The organism is uncultured Actinobacillus sp., from assembly GCF_945915845.1.
In the GTDB taxonomy this organism is placed as follows: Bacteria; Pseudomonadota; Gammaproteobacteria; order Enterobacterales; family Pasteurellaceae; genus Exercitatus.
The window spans coordinates 47,007-63,982 of the sequence record NZ_CAMEFX010000002.1 but is presented as its reverse complement, the minus strand read 5'-3'; the positions used below and the strand labels follow the sequence as shown (position 1 = coordinate 63,982).

Below are 16,976 nucleotides of genomic sequence, written 5' to 3'. Positions count from 1 at the left end.
GTTATTTCGGTTTTTCGCCAATAAATCCACGATACCAAGGGGAAAAATCCGTTCTCGCACTCCGTAATCTCATGATATTATTGTCAAATTCCACGGAAATTTGCCCCAAAACCGCGGTATTTTTCACCGCACTATCTACCGCCTCCAACCTTGCCACTACAGCCTTATTCGGAAAATGCCAAGGGTTCCAACGCCCACTCGAAATCAACGCGACTTTAGGTTGAATTTTCTGCACAAATAGCGCGCTAGTCGAGGTTTTGCTACCATGATGCCCGACTTGTAATACATCAATTCGAGGTAAATCTTTCAAAATTTGCTGTTCTACTTCGGTATCCGCATCTCCTGTTAACAACACATTAAATCGTCCATCCGAGACGAGCAGAACGCAAGAATGGGGGTTATCAGCTCGCGACACAATCTCTGTTGGTGATAACGCTTCAATGCGTAATCCTTGCCAATACCATTGTTGTCCGGCCAGGCATAAAGTGCGGTCTGTTTTGCCATAATTTTGCATAGAAGAATTGAACAAACGCACCTTAGGATAAGCTTGCAAAATATCCTTCGCACCGCCTGAATGATCATTATCATCATGACTTAAAATAAGCCAATCTAACCTAAGACCTTGTCGTTGCAAATAAGGCAAAATTTCTGTTTTTGCCATAGATCCCCCCGTCCAACTCGCGCCTGTATCATATAACAATGCGTGATGATTTTTTACAATTAACGTGGCCAATCCTTGCCCCACATCTAAGGTTTCTATCCGCCAATGGGGCGCTGTTATTTTTTGAATAACAACAATGCTTAGACACAACAACGCCACTAGTCCCCCTAAAACATTAATCCGTTGTCGTAATATGGGCGAAAGCACTGGTTTTAAGGCAAATTGCCTGAGACGTTGTTGAGGCTTTTCTCTACGCCAAATCGAGACCCAATTCATCAAACCAATAAAACTTAAGGCTAAAAATGCCGTTATAAGTAAACTGTCTTGTATGCTCAGCGTTAGCCAATTTCCCTTAAACCACCCTACCCATAAGGTAATTCTTTCGGCTAAAAAATGGCTTATTTGCCACGTATAACCTGCGCCACCTGTTAAAGCAGCGAATAAGGTTACCGGCACAAGCAAAAAGCTATAAAGCGGCACAGCCATTAAATTTGCGACAAAACCGGCAAAAGAAAATCCGCCAAAAATCAATAATTGAATCGGCGTAAATAACCAAAATAACCCTAGTTGCAAATGAATTAACCCAAAAATCCAGCGAGCTTTAGCCGGCAAGGGTTTGCCTTTCCATAAAATTAAACGCAAAGGAAATACTTGATACCATAAAATTAAACCGGCTACCGCGCCTACAGAAAGCCAAAAACTGGCGGATAAAATCATAATAGGATCACAAAGTAATAAGAGCGCAATAACCCGAAAAAAAAGTTGCCAAGGGGTATAATAGCCGCGCCCGATTCTGACCAGTAAAACTAACAACAACGCCATTGCCGCACGGAAAGTAGGAATCGCAAACCCGGCTAATTCAGCATAAATAAGTGCCAGCAACGCGCTCACGACAAAAGGGAATATGGGGGTAATGGCTGCCGTTGGGAAGAAAAATTGAACCGTTCGCGCTAACCAAAAACCAAGCAACATCGCCAGACCAATGTGTAATCCCGAGATCGCAATTAAATGCGCTGTATTCGTTTGCTGATAAATCTGCCAAGTTTCAGCTTGAAGCCAAGCGCGTTCACCAAACCCCAAGGCAAGCAATAAGCCTTGTTGTGCGAGGTGTTGTGTATCGGCTAGAGCTTGATTTAGACGTCTTTCACGCCAAGAAAAATCATCCCGAATTTTCACCGCACTTTTAGCCACAGCGGTGGCGATAATCTGTTTGGAAAAATACCATTGCTGTCGATCAAATCCACCTTGATTTAAACGTGATGAAAGCGGTCTGATACGTAAATCTGCCTGCCATATTTCACCTAACTGAGGCTTTCCCTCTGATCGCCACTGTAAATAGATACGCCGCCCCGTTGAATCGGAAACAACAAAAGTCTGATATTCTTGTTGATGTAAAATTTCATCAATGCGGATTTCTGTACGTCTATTTTCAACCTTAATTTCACCGGCTCTTTGATATAAAGTTAAGGCTTGATGTTGAAAATAAGCTATCCCAATCAAGACAAACGTAACATAACCTAAAATATGGCTTAACTTGGGGAAAAAAGAATGGAAGACCAATGCGGTTAAAAATATGGGCAAAATAAGCCATACCCAATGTTGCCACGAAAACAACAGAGAAGCCGGCGTCCAAAGTAAGGTTAATGCACTCACTATTATTATCAAAGCAAGTTTATCTAAAGTCACTGACATCATTAGAATGCCTACTATGCAATTTATTTCGTTAATAGAACAATATGTGAAGTTATACTCAAAAACGCAAAATATAATGACTAAAAATGGAATCTAGATCACAAAACTGAATTTTCGGACAGTTTTTTTTATAGTTTTAGGCTAAAATTCATTTGCTTAATTAAAAAACTTCTGCTATTTATATGCGCCGCGAAAAAAGAGTCACTTTTTTCATTATTTGGGACAACATACACATTTTATTTCCTGCTGTTCGACAGGACGTATTTGTTGATTGGAGAAACACAACATGACAGCGACAAACAAATCATCTCTTAGCCTTTTAGCTTTAGCAGGCGTAAAACCGTACCAAGAAAAAGTTGGCGAAGAATATATGAATGAAGCACAACGCCTTCATTTTAAAAAAATTCTTGAAGCATGGCGCAAACAAATTATCGAAGAAACATCTCGTACCGTAACACATATGCAAGATGAGGCGGCTAACTTTCCTGATCCAGCTGACCGCGCTACGCAAGAAGAAGAATTTGGTTTAGAATTACGCGCACGTGATCGTGAACGTAAATTAATGAAGAAAATCGAAAGCACCCTAAAAAAATTGGAAACTGAAGATTTCGGTTATTGTGATTCTTGTGGTGTAGAAATCGGTATTCGTCGATTAGAAGCGCGTCCAACAGCAGATTTATGCATTGATTGCAAAACTCTAGCAGAAGTTCGCGAAAAACAAATGGGTTATTAATTACTTAAGGAAATTTAGTGGGCATGAATATGCCCACTCTTTTTTATTTTTGGAGAAGCATTATTTTAACTTACATCAAAAATTTGCTTGTACGAAAAGGGCAAAAAAAACAAGAACGAAATGAACCGCACTTTGTATCAGAAAAATCAGCACATGCTGCGCGTTCAAGCACAAAAAGCCTAAAATCAGAAAAACAAGCGGCGCATTACAACAAACATATTATCAAAGCAACACAAGTAGGCATTAATCCGCGAATGATTAGCAAAAATGCCTTAACCGTTGTGGAAAAACTCAATCGACACGGCTACGAAGCCTATGTGGTTGGTGGGTGTTTGCGTGATTTATTGCTTGGCAAAAATCCCAAAGATTTTGACGTCGCAACCAATGCACGACCGGAACAAATTCAAGCAGTATTCCAACGTCAATGCCGCCTGGTTGGTCGCCGTTTCCGATTGGCACATGTTATTTTTGGACGTGATATTATTGAAGTGGCAACGTTCCGTGCTAATCATAGTGAAAGCAAAAATGATAATCATGCCCGTCAAAATGAAGACGGCATGTTATTACGCGACAATGTTTATGGCACCTTAGAGCAAGATGCAGAACGCCGTGATTTTACTGTCAATGCCCTTTATTACAGCCCTAAAGATAATTGTATTCACGATTATTTTAACGGTATTGAAGACCTCAAAGCAGGGAAATTACGTCTGATTGGCGATCCTGTCACGCGCTATCAAGAAGATCCTGTGCGCATGCTCCGCTCTATTCGTTTTATGGCAAAATTGGATATGTTTTTAGAAAAACCTAGTGAAAAACCTATCCGTGAATTAGCCTATTTGTTAAAAAACATTCCTCCGGCGCGCTTATTTGATGAAAGCCTAAAATTATTACAAGCCGGATTTGGGGTTAAAACATACAAATTATTGCGTGAATATGGATTGTTTGAGCAGCTTTTCCCTGCTCTCGTACCATTTTTCACGGAAAAAGGTGACAGTCTGGCAGAGCGTATGATTTTGAAAGCATTAACATCAACAGATGAACGGGTTGCCGATAAATTGCGCATCAATCCTGCTTTCTTATTTGCGGCATTTTTTTGGTATCCACTACGCGAAAAAGTGGAAATTCTAAAAAATGAAGGCGGATTAAATAACCATGATGCTTACGCTTTGGCGGGCAATGAAATTTTAGATCAATTTTGCACCGCACTTGCTGCACCACGCCGTCATACTGCGGTCATTCGGGATATTTGGTTCTTACAATTACAATTAATGAAACGCGCCGGCAAGCAACCCGAGCGCACCATGGCCCATTTAAAATTCCGTGCGGCTTATGATTTATTGGCAATGCGAGCGGAAGTGGAAGGGGGCGAAGCTATTGAGTTAGCTACTTGGTGGCACGAATATCAGTTCAGCAATATTGAGCAACGCGATGCGTTAGTACAAGAGCAAAATAAAAAAGCCCCTAAACCGAAAAAACGTTATTACCGTACACGCAAAAAACGTAAACCGAAAGCACTGGATTAAATCATGACAATTGCTTATATCGCCCTTGGGAGTAACCTTAATGAACCCGTAGCACAACTTGATGCAGCGGTTTTAGCGATTTCACAACTTAACCAAAGTCAATTACTTCATGTCAGTCCTTATTACGCTAGTAAGCCTATGGGGCCACAGGATCAACCTGATTATGTGAATGCAGTGTTAAGTATTGAAACGCAGCTTGAGCCGTTGGTGTTATTGGATGAATTACAGCGGATTGAAAATGAACAAGGACGTATTAGGTTGCGCCGTTGGGGTGAGCGTACCTTAGATTTAGATATGCTCTTGTATGGCAAGCTGGAAATGCAAAGTGAGCGATTAATACTCCCTCATTATGATCTGCAAAATCGAGAGTTTGTTGTGGTTCCTTTATTCGATATTGCACCAGAATTGGTCTTACCTAATGGAAGTGCGGTGAAAAATTTACGCGAAAATTTTAACGCCCATAACATGCTAGTGGTCAAACCAGTAAAATAAACTACACTAAACTGCACTAAACACAAGCAAATTTAGGTTATAATATCGTCACTTACGCTTCTCCCTAATAGCGTAAGTTATTATATTAATGAAAATGCGGCTCCCCCTAGGCTGCATTTTTTATTGAAACGAGTAAGCCGTTTTTATGATCGCGCTTCAACTGCCCTTTACTCAATCCCACTACGAATTTTCCCTGCAAAGGCATCATAATCCACTAAAAAAGCATCATGCCCATAATCCGAAGCAAATTCATAATATTGCAAGTTAACACCAGCCTGTTCTAATGCCGTTTTGCTTTTATGTAAATCCACTATTTTAAATAATTGATCATTCATCACGGCAACTAATGTATAGCGTGCTTTGATGCGAGATAAGGCGGCTTTCATATTTTCAAAGCCCACTGCAGGATCGTAGAGGTCTAAGGCACGCAATAAATGCAAATAACTGTTCGCATCAAAGCGATCCAAGAATTTTTTCCCCTGATAGCTGAGATAACTTTCCACTTGAAAATAATCGCCCCAAAATTGGGATTCTGCTTTGGTGGCTCGTCCGAAAGCCTTGGCAAGTTGAATATCCGTACGATAAGTCAACATGCCCAACATTCGCGCAATAGCTAATCCTTTTGTTGGCGGTTCGCTCTCATAATAATCCCCACCGTTAAAATTCGGATCGTTGATGATAGCTTGACGCATCACGTGGTTGAAACCAATCGCTTCTGCACTAAAGGTTAAAGAAGAACATAAGTTCACCACATTATCCAAAAAGTCTGGATAATAAATTGCCCATTGAGTGGCTTGCATACCGCCAAAAGATCCCCCTATGACCGCATGAAGATGAGAAATACCCAGATAATCAATCAGTGCTTTTTGCACATGAACAATATCTTGTACCACAATATGTGGAAATTGACTGCCAAAAGGTTTGCCGGTTTGAGGATTAATGGAGGCAGGCCCTGTTGTTCCTTTACAACCACCTAATACATTGGAACAAATAAAAAAGTATTGAGAAGTATCAAAAGCCAGCCCCTCTCCCATAAATTGCTGCCACCAACCATCTTGTTGGCTTTCTGCAAAATAAGGTTCGGCATCCCCCGTCAAGGCATGGCAAAGCAAAATGGCATTACTTTTATCCGAATTCAATTTACCATAGGTTTGATAAGCCACTTCAATATGCTCAAGCTGCCCACCAAAAATCAGATGCAAAGGTTGCTCGGTAAAAAGCGTGACTTTTTGTACTGCCATGAAACTGTCCGAAGTAAAGTAAAAAATAAATGATAAACTACCGATGTCATACTCTATTGTCAAGCAATTTTAGCCGTCTAAACGTCTAAAATCACTTCAACTAAAATTTAAACTTGAATTTAACCGCACTTTTCTTTAAGGTTGAGGCATTGAAAACGAAGATATATTTAAAAATGTTATTATCACCTATCCCCATTCTCACTAAAGCGCGGTCGTTTTTCAGGTTATTTCCTGTCAAACGCCTTTTTTTATGGGGAATGGGCGTGTTCATAATATTGCTGTCAATCGTCACCGCTATCGATCGTGGCATAGCTTATTACGTGAAAAATGATATTTATACGGATATCAACCAAATTCCCTACCGACCTTATGGCTTAATTCTTGGCACAGCAAAATATGTAGTCAAAGGTGTGCCTAATCAATTTTATGAGCAACGCATGAAAACCGCTTATGCCTTATTTTCTGCACAAAAAATAGATTATTTATTGCTCAGTGGTGATAATCGCACATTACAATACAATGAACCCAAAACCATGAAACGTGATTTACGGAAAATGGGCATTGATGAAACATTTTTATTTTCTGATTACGCAGGTTTTCGTACCTTAGATAGCATTATTCGAGCCAAAGAAGTGTTTCAAGCAGAACCGATGACCATTGTCACGCAGCGTTTTCACTGTGAACGCGCGCTATTTATTGCGAAATATTATCATATTGAGGCCATTTGTTTTGCCGCCGATACACCTTATCCGTTTTCGATGACACGCGTTCGCGAAGCCTTGGCACGTGTACTCATGTTATGGGAATTATTTATCGAAAAACAACCGCACTTTTTAGGCAATCCAGAACCACTTCCACCGCCAATTGAGCGCGACCTGTAGAGGGGCCTTACAGCCCCCATCACTCCATCAAATTTTTTTATTGTTATCATACTCCAAAACTAGGATAATACGCGTTTATCTTTGTCTCGCGATTTTCGGTTTATTGGTTATTATGGAATATATTTTACTTATCATTTCCACCGCACTGATCAACAACTTTGTGTTGATGAAATTTTTAGGGCTTTGTCCGTTTATGGGGGTATCTAAAAAAGTGGATACCGCCATTGGAATGGGATTGGCGACTATGTTTGTGTTAACAGTGGCATCCCTTTGTGCCTACCTTGTTGACGCTTATTTATTAAAGCCGCTCAATGCAGAATTTTTGCGCACGTTGGTCTTTATTCTGGTCATTGCCGTTGTGGTGCAATTTACCGAAATGGTGATCAATAAAACCAGTCCAACCCTTTATCGTTTACTGGGGATTTTCTTACCCTTAATTACCACCAACTGCGCGGTGTTAGGGGTGGCTTTGCTTAATATCAATCTTGCCCATAATTTAGTGCAATCTGTGATTTACGGTTTTGGCGCGTCCCTAGGTTTTGCTTTGGTTTTAGTGTTATTTGCTTCTCTGCGTGAACGTCTGGCGGGAGCGGATATTCCGTTGCCATTCCGTGGCGCGTCTATTGCGCTCATTACTGCAGGTTTAATGTCCCTTGCCTTTATGGGATTTGCCGGATTAGTGAGAGTCTAACGCGATGATTTATACTTTACTCCTATCAATTGCTATACTTGCTTTGATTTTCGGGGCAATTTTAGGCTTCGCTTCTGTGAAACTCAAAGTAGAAGCAGATCCCTTGGCTGAAAAAATTGATGCCATTTTGCCTCAAAGCCAATGTGGCCAATGCGGTTATCCGGGTTGTAAACCCTATGCAGAGGCTATTGTTAATGGCGATGAAATCACCAAATGTATTCCGGGTGGACAAGCCACGGTAGTCAAAATTGCAGAAATTTTAGGTGTAGATGTGCCAACAATGGATGGGGCAGAAGAACCTGAAGTTAAAGTTGCATTTATTGATGAAAATATGTGTATTGGTTGCACAAAATGTATTCAAGCTTGCCCTGTGGATGCCATCATTGGGACAAATAAAGCCATGCACACAGTTATTCCCGAACTGTGTACCGGCTGTGAACTTTGTGTTGCCCCTTGCCCAACGGATTGTATTTCCATGAAGAAAGTGGAACAAAATTTAGATAATTGGGATTGGAAAATGGCTACCCATATTATCCCTGTTAAAAATATTGAACCCGTAGCGGAAGGAGAAAAATAATGACCGATGTAATTAGCCGCTACAACACAGGTAAACTTTGGGATTTTGCAGGGGGAATTCATCCGCCTGAAATGAAATCACAATCTAACCAAACGCCCATTACACGTGCACCTTTGGCTACGCATTTTTATGTGCCGGTAAAACAACATGCCGGAAGTGCGGGTAATATTTTAGTCAATGTGGGTGATAAGGTACTTAAAGGACAAGCCTTAACTCAAGGTAATGGCTTGCGTGCCTTGCCTATTCACGCGCCAACTTCAGGTAAAATTACAGCCATCGCCCCTCACGTTGCCGCGCACCCTTCAGGTTTATCTGAATTATCTATTCATATTGAAGCGGATGGTTTGGATCAATGGCGCGAGCAATCGCCTATGGAAGACTTTTTGCAATGCCCCCCTGAACAGCTTATTCAAAAGATTTATGACGCCGGCATTGCCGGGCTGGGAGGGGCAGTATTCCCCACTGCCGCGAAAATCGATGCGGCACAAAATAAAGTCAAATTATTGATTATTAACGGCGCAGAATGTGAACCCTATATTACTTGTGATGATCGGTTAATGCGTGATTATGCCGATGAAATTATCGAAGGCTGTCGTATTTTGCGTTATATCTTGCGTCCTGAAAAAATGGTTATCGCCATCGAAGACAATAAACCTGAGGCCATCCAAGCATTAAAAAATGCGTTGCGTGGAGCGAATGATATTGATATTCGCGTCATTCCAACCAAATACCCCTCAGGGGCGGCAAAACAATTAATTCAAATTTTAACAGGTATGGAAGTACCAAGCGGCCAACGTTCATCGAGCATCGGCGTACTCATGCAAAATGTCGGTACGGTTTTTGCTATTAAACGTGCTGTTATCAATGATGAGCCGCTTATCGAGCGTGTCGTCACACTGACAGGCGACAAAATCCCACACAAAGGTAATCAATGGGTTCGTTTTGGCACTCCGATTCATTTCTTACTGGAAAATGTAGGTTACCAAGCCGATACGCGTTTTCCTGTTTTTGTGGGTGGACCAATGATGGGATTAATGGTGCCGGACTTAACGGCACCTGTGACCAAAACCGCCAACTGCCTACTTGCACCCGATCATTTTGAATATGATCCGCTAGCAACAGAACAATCTTGCATTCGCTGCTCTGCCTGTTCGGATGCTTGCCCTGTGCATTTAATGCCGCAACAAATGTATTGGTATTCACGGGCGGAAGACCACGACAATGCGAAAAAGCAAAATATTATGGATTGTATTGAATGTGGTTTATGTGCTTATGTTTGCCCAAGCCATATCCCCTTAATTCAATATTTCCGCCAAGAAAAAGCTAAAATTTGGGAAATCGCTGATAAGGCAAAGAAATTGGAAGAAGCGAAAATACGTTTTGAAGCGCGTCAAGCACGTCTTGAGCAAGAAGCCCAAGCACGCCAAGCGCGTAGCCAACGTGCCGCTGCAGCTAGACGTGAAGAAATTGCCGCAACTCAAGGGGAAGATCCGGTAAAAGCCGCACTGGAACGTTTAAAAGCGAAAAAAGCAGGCGAAGCAGCAACAGTGCATACCGAGGCAAAAATCAAAACCATTATCGGCAAAAATGGCGAAACCTTGCCTGATAACAAAGAGTTAATAGCACAACGCAAAGCGCGCCGCCTTGCTCGCCAACAAGAATTAGACCATTCAAGGGTGACAAATGGTGCTTGCGGTTCGATCCCTGAAACGGAAAAAACAGTAGAAAATTCAACCACACTTGATCCGAAAAAAGCGGCAGTTGCCGCCGCTCTTGCACGCGCCAAAGCCAAAAAAGCCGCGTTGCAACAAAATACGGAAAACACACAATCAACGCAAAGTGCGGTTGAAAATGTCCTTGTTTCTGAACCTGAAACCGTGCATGAAACCATACAAGAAAGGGATCCGAAAAAGGCCGCGGTGGCTGCTGCGATTGCACGCGCCAAAGCCAAAAAAGCCGCGTTGCAACAAAATACGGAAAACACACAATCAACGCAAAGTGCGGTTGAAAATGCCCTTGTTTCTGAACCTGAAACCACGCCAGAAATGGATCCGAAAAAGGCCGCAGTGGCTGCTGCGATTGCACGCGCCAAAGCTAAAAAAGCCGCGTTACAACAAAACACGGAAGGCACACCGCAATCTACGCAAAGTGTGGTTGAAAATCCCCTTGTTTCTGAACCTGAAACCACGCAAGAAAGGGATCCGAAAAAGGCCGTGGTGGCAGCGGCGATTGCTCGAGCAAAAGCAAAAAAGGCAGCACAGCTGGCTAGTAAATAACAATATCATGTAGTATGGCGGCACAAGACGGTTGGTGAGCTTGTCGAACCACGGTCGTTGAGATTGTCGAAACGTCAGTCTTGTGCAATTTTGCTAAAATAGCTTATGGTTCGACAAGCTCACCAATCGCCATTTTAGCTTTATACGATGACTACATCATATTGACAAAAATAAGGAAAATTAATGTTTAAATTAACCAGTTCACCCCATATTCATTCAGGTAAACTTACTGCACGGATTATGCTCTGGGTGATATTTGCCATGTTGCCCGCATTGGCGACACAGATTTACTATTTCGGTTTTGGTGTGCTTGTTCAAAGTGCCGTAGCCATTACCGTGGCATTGCTGTTGGAATTAATGGTCACAAAATTACGCAAAAAGCCGACTTTCTTTTATGTCCGTGATTTTAGTGTTGTGTTGACCGCACTGATTTTAGCAATGGCGATCCCTCCTTACGCCCCCTATTGGGTGGTGGTAATTGGGGTATTCGTGGCTGTAATATTGGGTAAACAAGTTTATGGTGGATTAGGACAAAACCTCTTTAACCCGGCAATGGTCGGTTATGTGGTATTGCTGATTTCATTTCCTGTGCAAATGACCAATTGGATGCCGCCTATTGCCTTATTGAACGAACCGCCGACATTTTCTGATAGTTTGAGCCTGATTTTCTCAGGTATTACAACGGATGGGTTTAGCTTAACCCAACTCACTACCTCTATTGACGCAGTGAGTTCTGCCACACCATTGGATGCAATAAAAACAGGTTTTAACGCGGGTATTAGCTCGCTGACCGCAATCAGCCATTCCCCCATTTTTGCGGATATTCTTCCGCTGGGTTCAAGAGAAACCTTAGAGGGAATGGGTTGGGCGCAGGTGAATATAGCTTTCTTCATTGGTGGGCTCTTCCTTATTTGGAAAAAGATCATTCATTGGCAAATTCCAGTGGCATTTTTGACCGCGCTTTTTATCATGAGCGGTGTTAATTATTTCCTCTCGGCATTTGGCACCAATCCTTTTTTTCACTTAGTTAGTGGCGCGACAATGTTTGGGGCTTTTTTCATTGCAACAGATCCTGTTTCAGCGCCGGTTACACCGCGTGGGAAATGGATTTTTGGATTGCTGGCAGGTGTACTCGTGGGCATTATTCGCTTTTACGGCAACTACCCTGACGGCGTAGCTTTTGCGGTGTTATTAGCCAATATTTGTGTACCACTGATTGATCAATACACACGTCCAAGAGTGACAGGTTATGGTTTGAAATAAGGAGCGTTAAGATGAATATCAGTAAAATCTCCGCAAAATACGGTGCCTTACTTGCCTTGGTTGCCTTACTTTGTACCGGCGTTTCGAGTGGTATCTATTTCTTAACCAAAGGAAAAATTGATGAAGCCGTTGCCAAGCAACAGCAAGCATTGCTCGCTGAAATATTGCCTTCAAATTATTACGATAATGACATTATGGCAAATTGTAAAACGCCTGATTCGCGAGAAATTGATAAAATTTGTACCGCACTTCTACAAGGCAAAATCAATGCTTATGTTGTTGAAGCCACTGCGCCGGATGGTTATTCAGGCAATATTCGGTTGCTGTTTGGAATGACCGTAGAAGGAGAAATTTTAGGTGTACGTGTATTAGAACACAAAGAAACGCCAGGCTTAGGCGATAAAATTGAAACCCGAATTTCTAACTGGATTTTAAGTTTCAACCATAAAAAAATCAGCCAAGACAATTTAGCAGATTGGGCAGTGAAAAAAGACGGTGGCAAGTTTGATCAATTTGCCGGTGCAACTATTACACCGCGAGCTATTGTTAATCAAGTTAAACGTTCCGCATTAGAAATATTAAATACGCAACAATAATATGACAGAAAAACACTCTTCCATTTGGCGTGAGTTACTCCGCCAAGGGTTATGGCGCAATAACCCGACTATCGTACAATTACTCGGGCTTTGTCCGTTATTGGCGGTATCCAACACGGCTACCAACGCGCTCGGTTTAGGTTTGGCGACTTTGTTGGTGTTGGTTTGTACCAATACCATGATTTCCCTTTTCCGCCGGCAAATTCCCCATGAAATCCGCATTCCTATTTACGTGATGATTATTGCCACTACGGTAACCGCGGTGCAATTATTGATGAATGCTTATACTTACAGCCTTTATCAATCCCTTGGGATTTTTATTCCGCTGATTGTGACCAACTGTATCGTGATTGGGCGAGCCGAAGCCTTTGCGTCTAAAAATAGCGTTATGCACGCGGCATTTGATGGTTTCGCCATGGGGTTGGGCATGACCCTGAGTTTATTCCTGTTAGGGGCATTGCGTGAAATTATCGGCAACGGTACGTTGTTTGACGGTATTCATTTATTACTCGGCGATTGGGCAAAATCACTCCGTATTGAATTTTTCCATAATGACAGTAATTTGTTGCTTGCTATTTTACCGCCTGGCGCATTTATTGGCTTGGGTATTATCTTAGCGGTAAAAAACGTTTTGGAGTCGCGTAAATCATGAATCAACAAAAACGCATTGAAATTCTGACGCGTTTGCGCGATAACAATCCCCATCCAACTACGGAATTAAATTTTAGTTCGCCCTTTGAATTGTTGATTGCGGTGATTTTATCGGCGCAAGCAACAGATAAAGGCGTTAATAAAGCCACGGATAAATTATTCCCTGTTGCCAATACCCCCGAAGCTATTTATGCCTTGGGTGTGGACGGTTTGAAAGAATATATTAAAACCATTGGCTTATTTAACAGCAAAGCGGAAAATATTATTAAAACCTGTAAGGATCTGATTGAAAAACATAACAGCCAAGTGCCGGAAGATCGCGCGGCGTTAGAAGCCTTGGCCGGCGTGGGGCGCAAAACGGCTAATGTCGTGTTAAATACGGCCTTCAGGCACCCGACCATTGCCGTGGACACCCATATTTTCCGTGTCGCCAATCGTACCGGATTTGCGGTCGGTAAAAATGTGGTGGAAGTGGAAAATAAATTGCTTAAAGTCGTTCCTGCGGAATTTAAAGTGGACGTACATCATTGGTTAATTTTGCACGGTCGCTATACTTGTATTGCCCGAAAACCACGCTGCGGTTCTTGTATTATTGAAGATTTGTGTGAATTCAAAGAAAAAACGGATGTGTAATGAACATTAATGAAGTAGCAAAACGCACAGATTTAACCCCCAAAGCCATTCGTTTTTACGAAGAAAAGGGGCTCATTACCCCGCCTGCGCGCGCGGCTAATGGCTATCGAACCTACAATCAAACCCACATCGAAGAACTCAACTTATTACATCAAGCCCGCCAAGTAGGATTTTCTTTGTCTGAATGTAAGGATTTATTAGAGCTTTATAAAAATCCCCACCGCCGCAGTGCCGATGTAAAATCCCGAACTTTGGTTCGTATCGCTGAAATTGACAACCAAATCAAGCAATTACAATCTATGCGCACATTACTCACCGATCTAGCCAACCAATGCCCTGGGGATGATAGCAAACATTGCCCGATTATTGAGGGATTAAGTGGGAAATGTTGTGGTTAACTCATATTGATATGAGTGTAGCACTTGCACAAGACTTACGTTTCGACAAGCTCAACAACCATCTTGTGCAAGTGCTAGATAACATCGAAAACTACAAACAACTTAACCGTGCTTTTAATGCTTGTTTTTCACTTTCCGTTAATGCCATGCCGTTTTTATTGGTTAACATAAAAAAGTCTTCCGCTTTTTCACCAATGGTACTGATTTTGGCATTCAACAAATTCAGTTCTAATTCCGCGAAAATTTGGCTGACTTCAGCCAGCAACCCGACTTTATCCAAAGCGAATAATTCCATTTCTGTGCGATCCCGTCTATTGTTATCCAAAAAGCGCACTTCCGTTTTTACGCTAAAATGTTGCAGTTTTTGATTGCCTAACAAACTCACCTTCGGCGTTTTTCCTGTACGCAAGGTGTCTGTCACCGCTTGCTCTAATTCACGGCGCCGATGGTTTTTTAAAGCAACCCCATTCAATTCTGTCACAACAAAAGTATCCAATACGTAACCATCTAAACTGGTACTAATTTGCGCGCTATGAATGCTCAATTTCTTCGCTGCAACGGTGCCGGCGACTTTATGGAATAGTTGCACTTGATCCTGACAATACAGGAACATATCTGTCCCGCCTTGAGAAAAGCGATTACTGATTTTAACTAAAATATCCTCGGAAAAATCCGCCAACAAGGTCGCATGCCAAGCGAGCTGTTTCGGCGTGTTACGTAAAAAATAATCATCGGAACAACGCATCCATAGCGGCATAACATCGTCCATAAAACCTTGAGATTGCAACAAATCCAACGCGCGTTTTTTGTTTTCTTCCACTTGTTCCGCCGTATCTAAGAGAGAATCCATCCCTTGATTAAATTGTTGACGCGTATATTCATAAAGGCCGGCAAATAACGCTCGCTTCCAGTTATTCCACAGGGTGCTATTGGTGGCGCAAATATCTGCCACTGTTAAACAAATCAGCAAATCTAACCGCACTTTATTCTGTACTTGTTCCGCAAAATGCATCACCACTTCGGGATCATGAATATCGCGCCGCTGAGCTGTCACGGACATTAATAAATGCTCTTCCACAAGCCAAACCAAGGTCGCTATTTCACGATTATCAAACCCATGCAAACGGGCAAATTCTGCCACATCCACCGCCCCCAATTGAGCATGATCACCGCCTCGTCCTTTCGCAATATCATGAAATAACGCGGCAATATAAAGTAAAGTGCGGTCAGAATTGCGAGAGAAAATGACCGAGCACAAAGGATGCTGTTCTTGCTGGCTTTCGTCTAAAAAGCTTTCCAATTTTTGCAACACACGAACCGTATGTTCATCCACCGTATATTGGTGAAAAAGATCAAATTGCATTAAGCCTTCAATGGCTTTCCATTGGGGTAAATAAGCGGTGAGCACACCATATTTGTGCATAGGCGAAATCGCGCGTGCAATGGCATTTCGTTGATTAAATAAACGTAAAAATTTCTCTCGTGCTAAAGGGAATGAACTTAATGGCTCGTTGATCTGACTTAATGCAGAATATAATTTGCGCAAGGTTGCCGAATGAATTTCCGCTTGCGCCTGTTGAGTATAATGGGCAAATAAATCTAAAATGGTATCGGGTTGCTCCATAAAAATATGCTCATTTAAAAGCACAATTTCATGGTTCAGCAAACCAAAATGCGCATCTAAAGGGATAATGTCAGTGGCTTTTATCGGAGTGAGAAAATGTTCGCGATAATGTTTGGTGAGAATATCGCTTAAACTGGAAATTTGTTGTAACGCTTGGAAAAATTGTTTCATCATTTTTTCCACGCCTTGATTTTTATCTCCGTGAAAACCAAGTAATTCCGCCACTTTAATTTGACGGTCAAATAACAGGCGATTGTCGTAACGCTTCAAAATTAAATGCAAAGCAAACCGCACTTTAAATAAAAATTGCTGGCTTTGCTGCAAACGCTCATATTCTTCAGGATAAATAAACCCCGATTGCAAAATTTCTTCCAAGGTTAAGGCATTGGTGTGGCGTAAAGCGATCCAATAAATAAGATGCAAATCCCGTAAACCGCCCGGGCTATATTTAATATCGGGTTCAAGGTTATAACTCGTATTATGATAGCGTTCATAACGCGCATTTTTTTCTTGAATTTTGGCGTTAAAAAAAGTTTCACGATCCCAAAAATCAGGTTGCCATAAAAGTGCGGTCAATTTTTCAAATAATTTTTCGTTACCGATTAACAAACGGCTTTCAAGCAAATTCGTGGCAATGGTAATATCCTGCCGCCCTTCACTATCACATTCCGCCAATGTCCGCACTGATGCCCCCACATCAAAACCACAATCCCACAAAAACTGGATAAACGCACTCACTTTTTGCTCAATTTCAGGGGAATTTTTCTGTTCGCTCAAAATAAGAAAATCAAGATCCGACATTGGAAACATTTCCTTACGCCCATATCCGCCCACGGCAATTAACGCTAAATCTGAATTATCCAATTCAAACTGCGCCCAAAGCTGTTTCAGCAAATTGTCACAGAATAAAGTGCGGTCAGAAATTAACTGATTTACATCCGCTTGCAGAAAATGGGCTAACTCAGTTTGTTTGAGCGTGTCTTTTTGGGATTTGATATTTTGAGCGGTAAGCATTTGGATTTCCTGAAAAAAACAGGGTGAGAA

At 41.9% G+C, this 16,976-nt stretch carries 15 protein-coding genes; 12 read left to right on the top strand and 3 right to left on the bottom strand.

The features are described 5' to 3' along the window. Position 1 precedes the first annotated feature (1 nt). Positions 2 to 2,353, bottom strand: a complete 2,352-nt coding sequence (locus Q0O89_RS01275) for a DNA internalization-related competence protein ComEC/Rec2 (protein ID WP_293730043.1) — start codon at positions 2,351 to 2,353, stop codon at positions 2 to 4. Positions 2,354 to 2,639: 286 nt separating this feature from the next. Between Q0O89_RS01275 and dksA the strand changes: the two genes are divergently transcribed. From dksA to folK, 3 genes are read left to right on the top strand one after another with little or no spacing between them, the layout of a single operon-like run. Then, positions 2,640 to 3,086: an RNA polymerase-binding protein DksA gene (dksA, locus tag Q0O89_RS01270; protein WP_293729987.1), complete on the top strand. Its 447-nt coding sequence runs from the start codon at positions 2,640 to 2,642 to the stop codon at positions 3,084 to 3,086. A 23-nt stretch (positions 3,087 to 3,109) separates the two neighbouring features. Beyond that, a complete protein-coding gene (pcnB, locus tag Q0O89_RS01265) occupies positions 3,110 to 4,609 on the top strand; it encodes a polynucleotide adenylyltransferase PcnB (RefSeq protein ID WP_293729986.1) in 1,500 nt (499 codons plus the stop codon). A gap of 3 nt (positions 4,610 to 4,612) precedes the next feature. Then, positions 4,613 to 5,101: a 2-amino-4-hydroxy-6-hydroxymethyldihydropteridine diphosphokinase gene (gene folK, locus Q0O89_RS01260; protein WP_293729985.1), complete on the top strand. Its 489-nt coding sequence runs from the start codon at positions 4,613 to 4,615 to the stop codon at positions 5,099 to 5,101. A 167-nt stretch (positions 5,102 to 5,268) separates the two neighbouring features. Here folK and Q0O89_RS01255 read toward each other — a convergent pair whose 3' ends face one another. Beyond that, positions 5,269 to 6,342: a homoserine O-acetyltransferase gene (locus Q0O89_RS01255; RefSeq protein WP_293729984.1), complete on the bottom strand. Its 1,074-nt coding sequence runs from the start codon at positions 6,340 to 6,342 to the stop codon at positions 5,269 to 5,271. Positions 6,343 to 6,599: 257 nt separating this feature from the next. Here Q0O89_RS01255 and Q0O89_RS01250 point away from each other — a divergent pair, with 257 nt between their 5' ends. The 9 genes from Q0O89_RS01250 (at position 6,600) to cueR (ending at position 14,308) form a co-directional block, all read left to right on the top strand. Next, positions 6,600 to 7,223 (top strand): ElyC/SanA/YdcF family protein, encoded by a 624-nt coding sequence (locus tag Q0O89_RS01250; protein ID WP_293730042.1) that lies wholly within the window; start codon positions 6,600 to 6,602, stop codon positions 7,221 to 7,223. Positions 7,224 to 7,332: 109 nt separating this feature from the next. Next, complete coding sequence (gene rsxA / locus Q0O89_RS01245; RefSeq protein WP_293730041.1) at positions 7,333 to 7,914, top strand: electron transport complex subunit RsxA; 582 nt, start codon at positions 7,333 to 7,335, stop codon at positions 7,912 to 7,914. A gap of 4 nt (positions 7,915 to 7,918) precedes the next feature. After that, on the top strand, positions 7,919 to 8,491 hold the full coding sequence (gene rsxB, locus Q0O89_RS01240) for an electron transport complex subunit RsxB (protein WP_293729983.1): 573 nt from the start codon (positions 7,919 to 7,921) through the stop codon (positions 8,489 to 8,491). Next, positions 8,491 to 10,767 carry an electron transport complex subunit RsxC gene (gene rsxC / locus Q0O89_RS01235; RefSeq protein ID WP_293729982.1) on the top strand — a complete coding sequence of 759 codons (2,277 nt, stop codon included), beginning with the start codon at positions 8,491 to 8,493 and terminating at the stop codon, positions 10,765 to 10,767. The genes rsxB and rsxC overlap by 1 nt, the downstream gene beginning before the upstream one ends. Positions 10,768 to 10,950: 183 nt before the next feature. After that, positions 10,951 to 12,030, top strand: coding sequence for an electron transport complex subunit RsxD (rsxD, locus tag Q0O89_RS01230; RefSeq protein ID WP_293729981.1), 1,080 nt, complete (start codon positions 10,951 to 10,953; stop codon positions 12,028 to 12,030). Between the two features lie 11 nt (positions 12,031 to 12,041). After that, complete coding sequence (rsxG, locus tag Q0O89_RS01225) at positions 12,042 to 12,626, top strand: electron transport complex subunit RsxG (RefSeq protein ID WP_293729980.1); 585 nt, start codon at positions 12,042 to 12,044, stop codon at positions 12,624 to 12,626. A 1-nt stretch (position 12,627) separates the two neighbouring features. Further along, complete coding sequence (locus Q0O89_RS01220) at positions 12,628 to 13,278, top strand: electron transport complex subunit E (protein WP_293729979.1); 651 nt, start codon at positions 12,628 to 12,630, stop codon at positions 13,276 to 13,278. Continuing rightward, the gene (nth, locus tag Q0O89_RS01215; RefSeq protein ID WP_293729978.1) at positions 13,275 to 13,910 is read left to right on the top strand and encodes an endonuclease III; all 636 of its coding nucleotides are present in this window, start codon (positions 13,275 to 13,277) and stop codon (positions 13,908 to 13,910) included. Before Q0O89_RS01220 ends, nth begins: the two co-directional genes overlap by 4 nt. Continuing rightward, positions 13,910 to 14,308, top strand: coding sequence for a Cu(I)-responsive transcriptional regulator (gene cueR / locus Q0O89_RS01210; protein ID WP_293729977.1), 399 nt, complete (start codon positions 13,910 to 13,912; stop codon positions 14,306 to 14,308). The genes nth and cueR overlap by 1 nt, the downstream gene beginning before the upstream one ends. 91 nt (positions 14,309 to 14,399) lie before the next feature. Here cueR and glnD read toward each other — a convergent pair whose 3' ends face one another. Beyond that, positions 14,400 to 16,946, bottom strand: a complete 2,547-nt coding sequence (gene glnD / locus Q0O89_RS01205; RefSeq protein ID WP_293729976.1) for a bifunctional uridylyltransferase/uridylyl-removing protein GlnD — start codon at positions 16,944 to 16,946, stop codon at positions 14,400 to 14,402. Positions 16,947 to 16,976 lie beyond the last annotated feature (30 nt).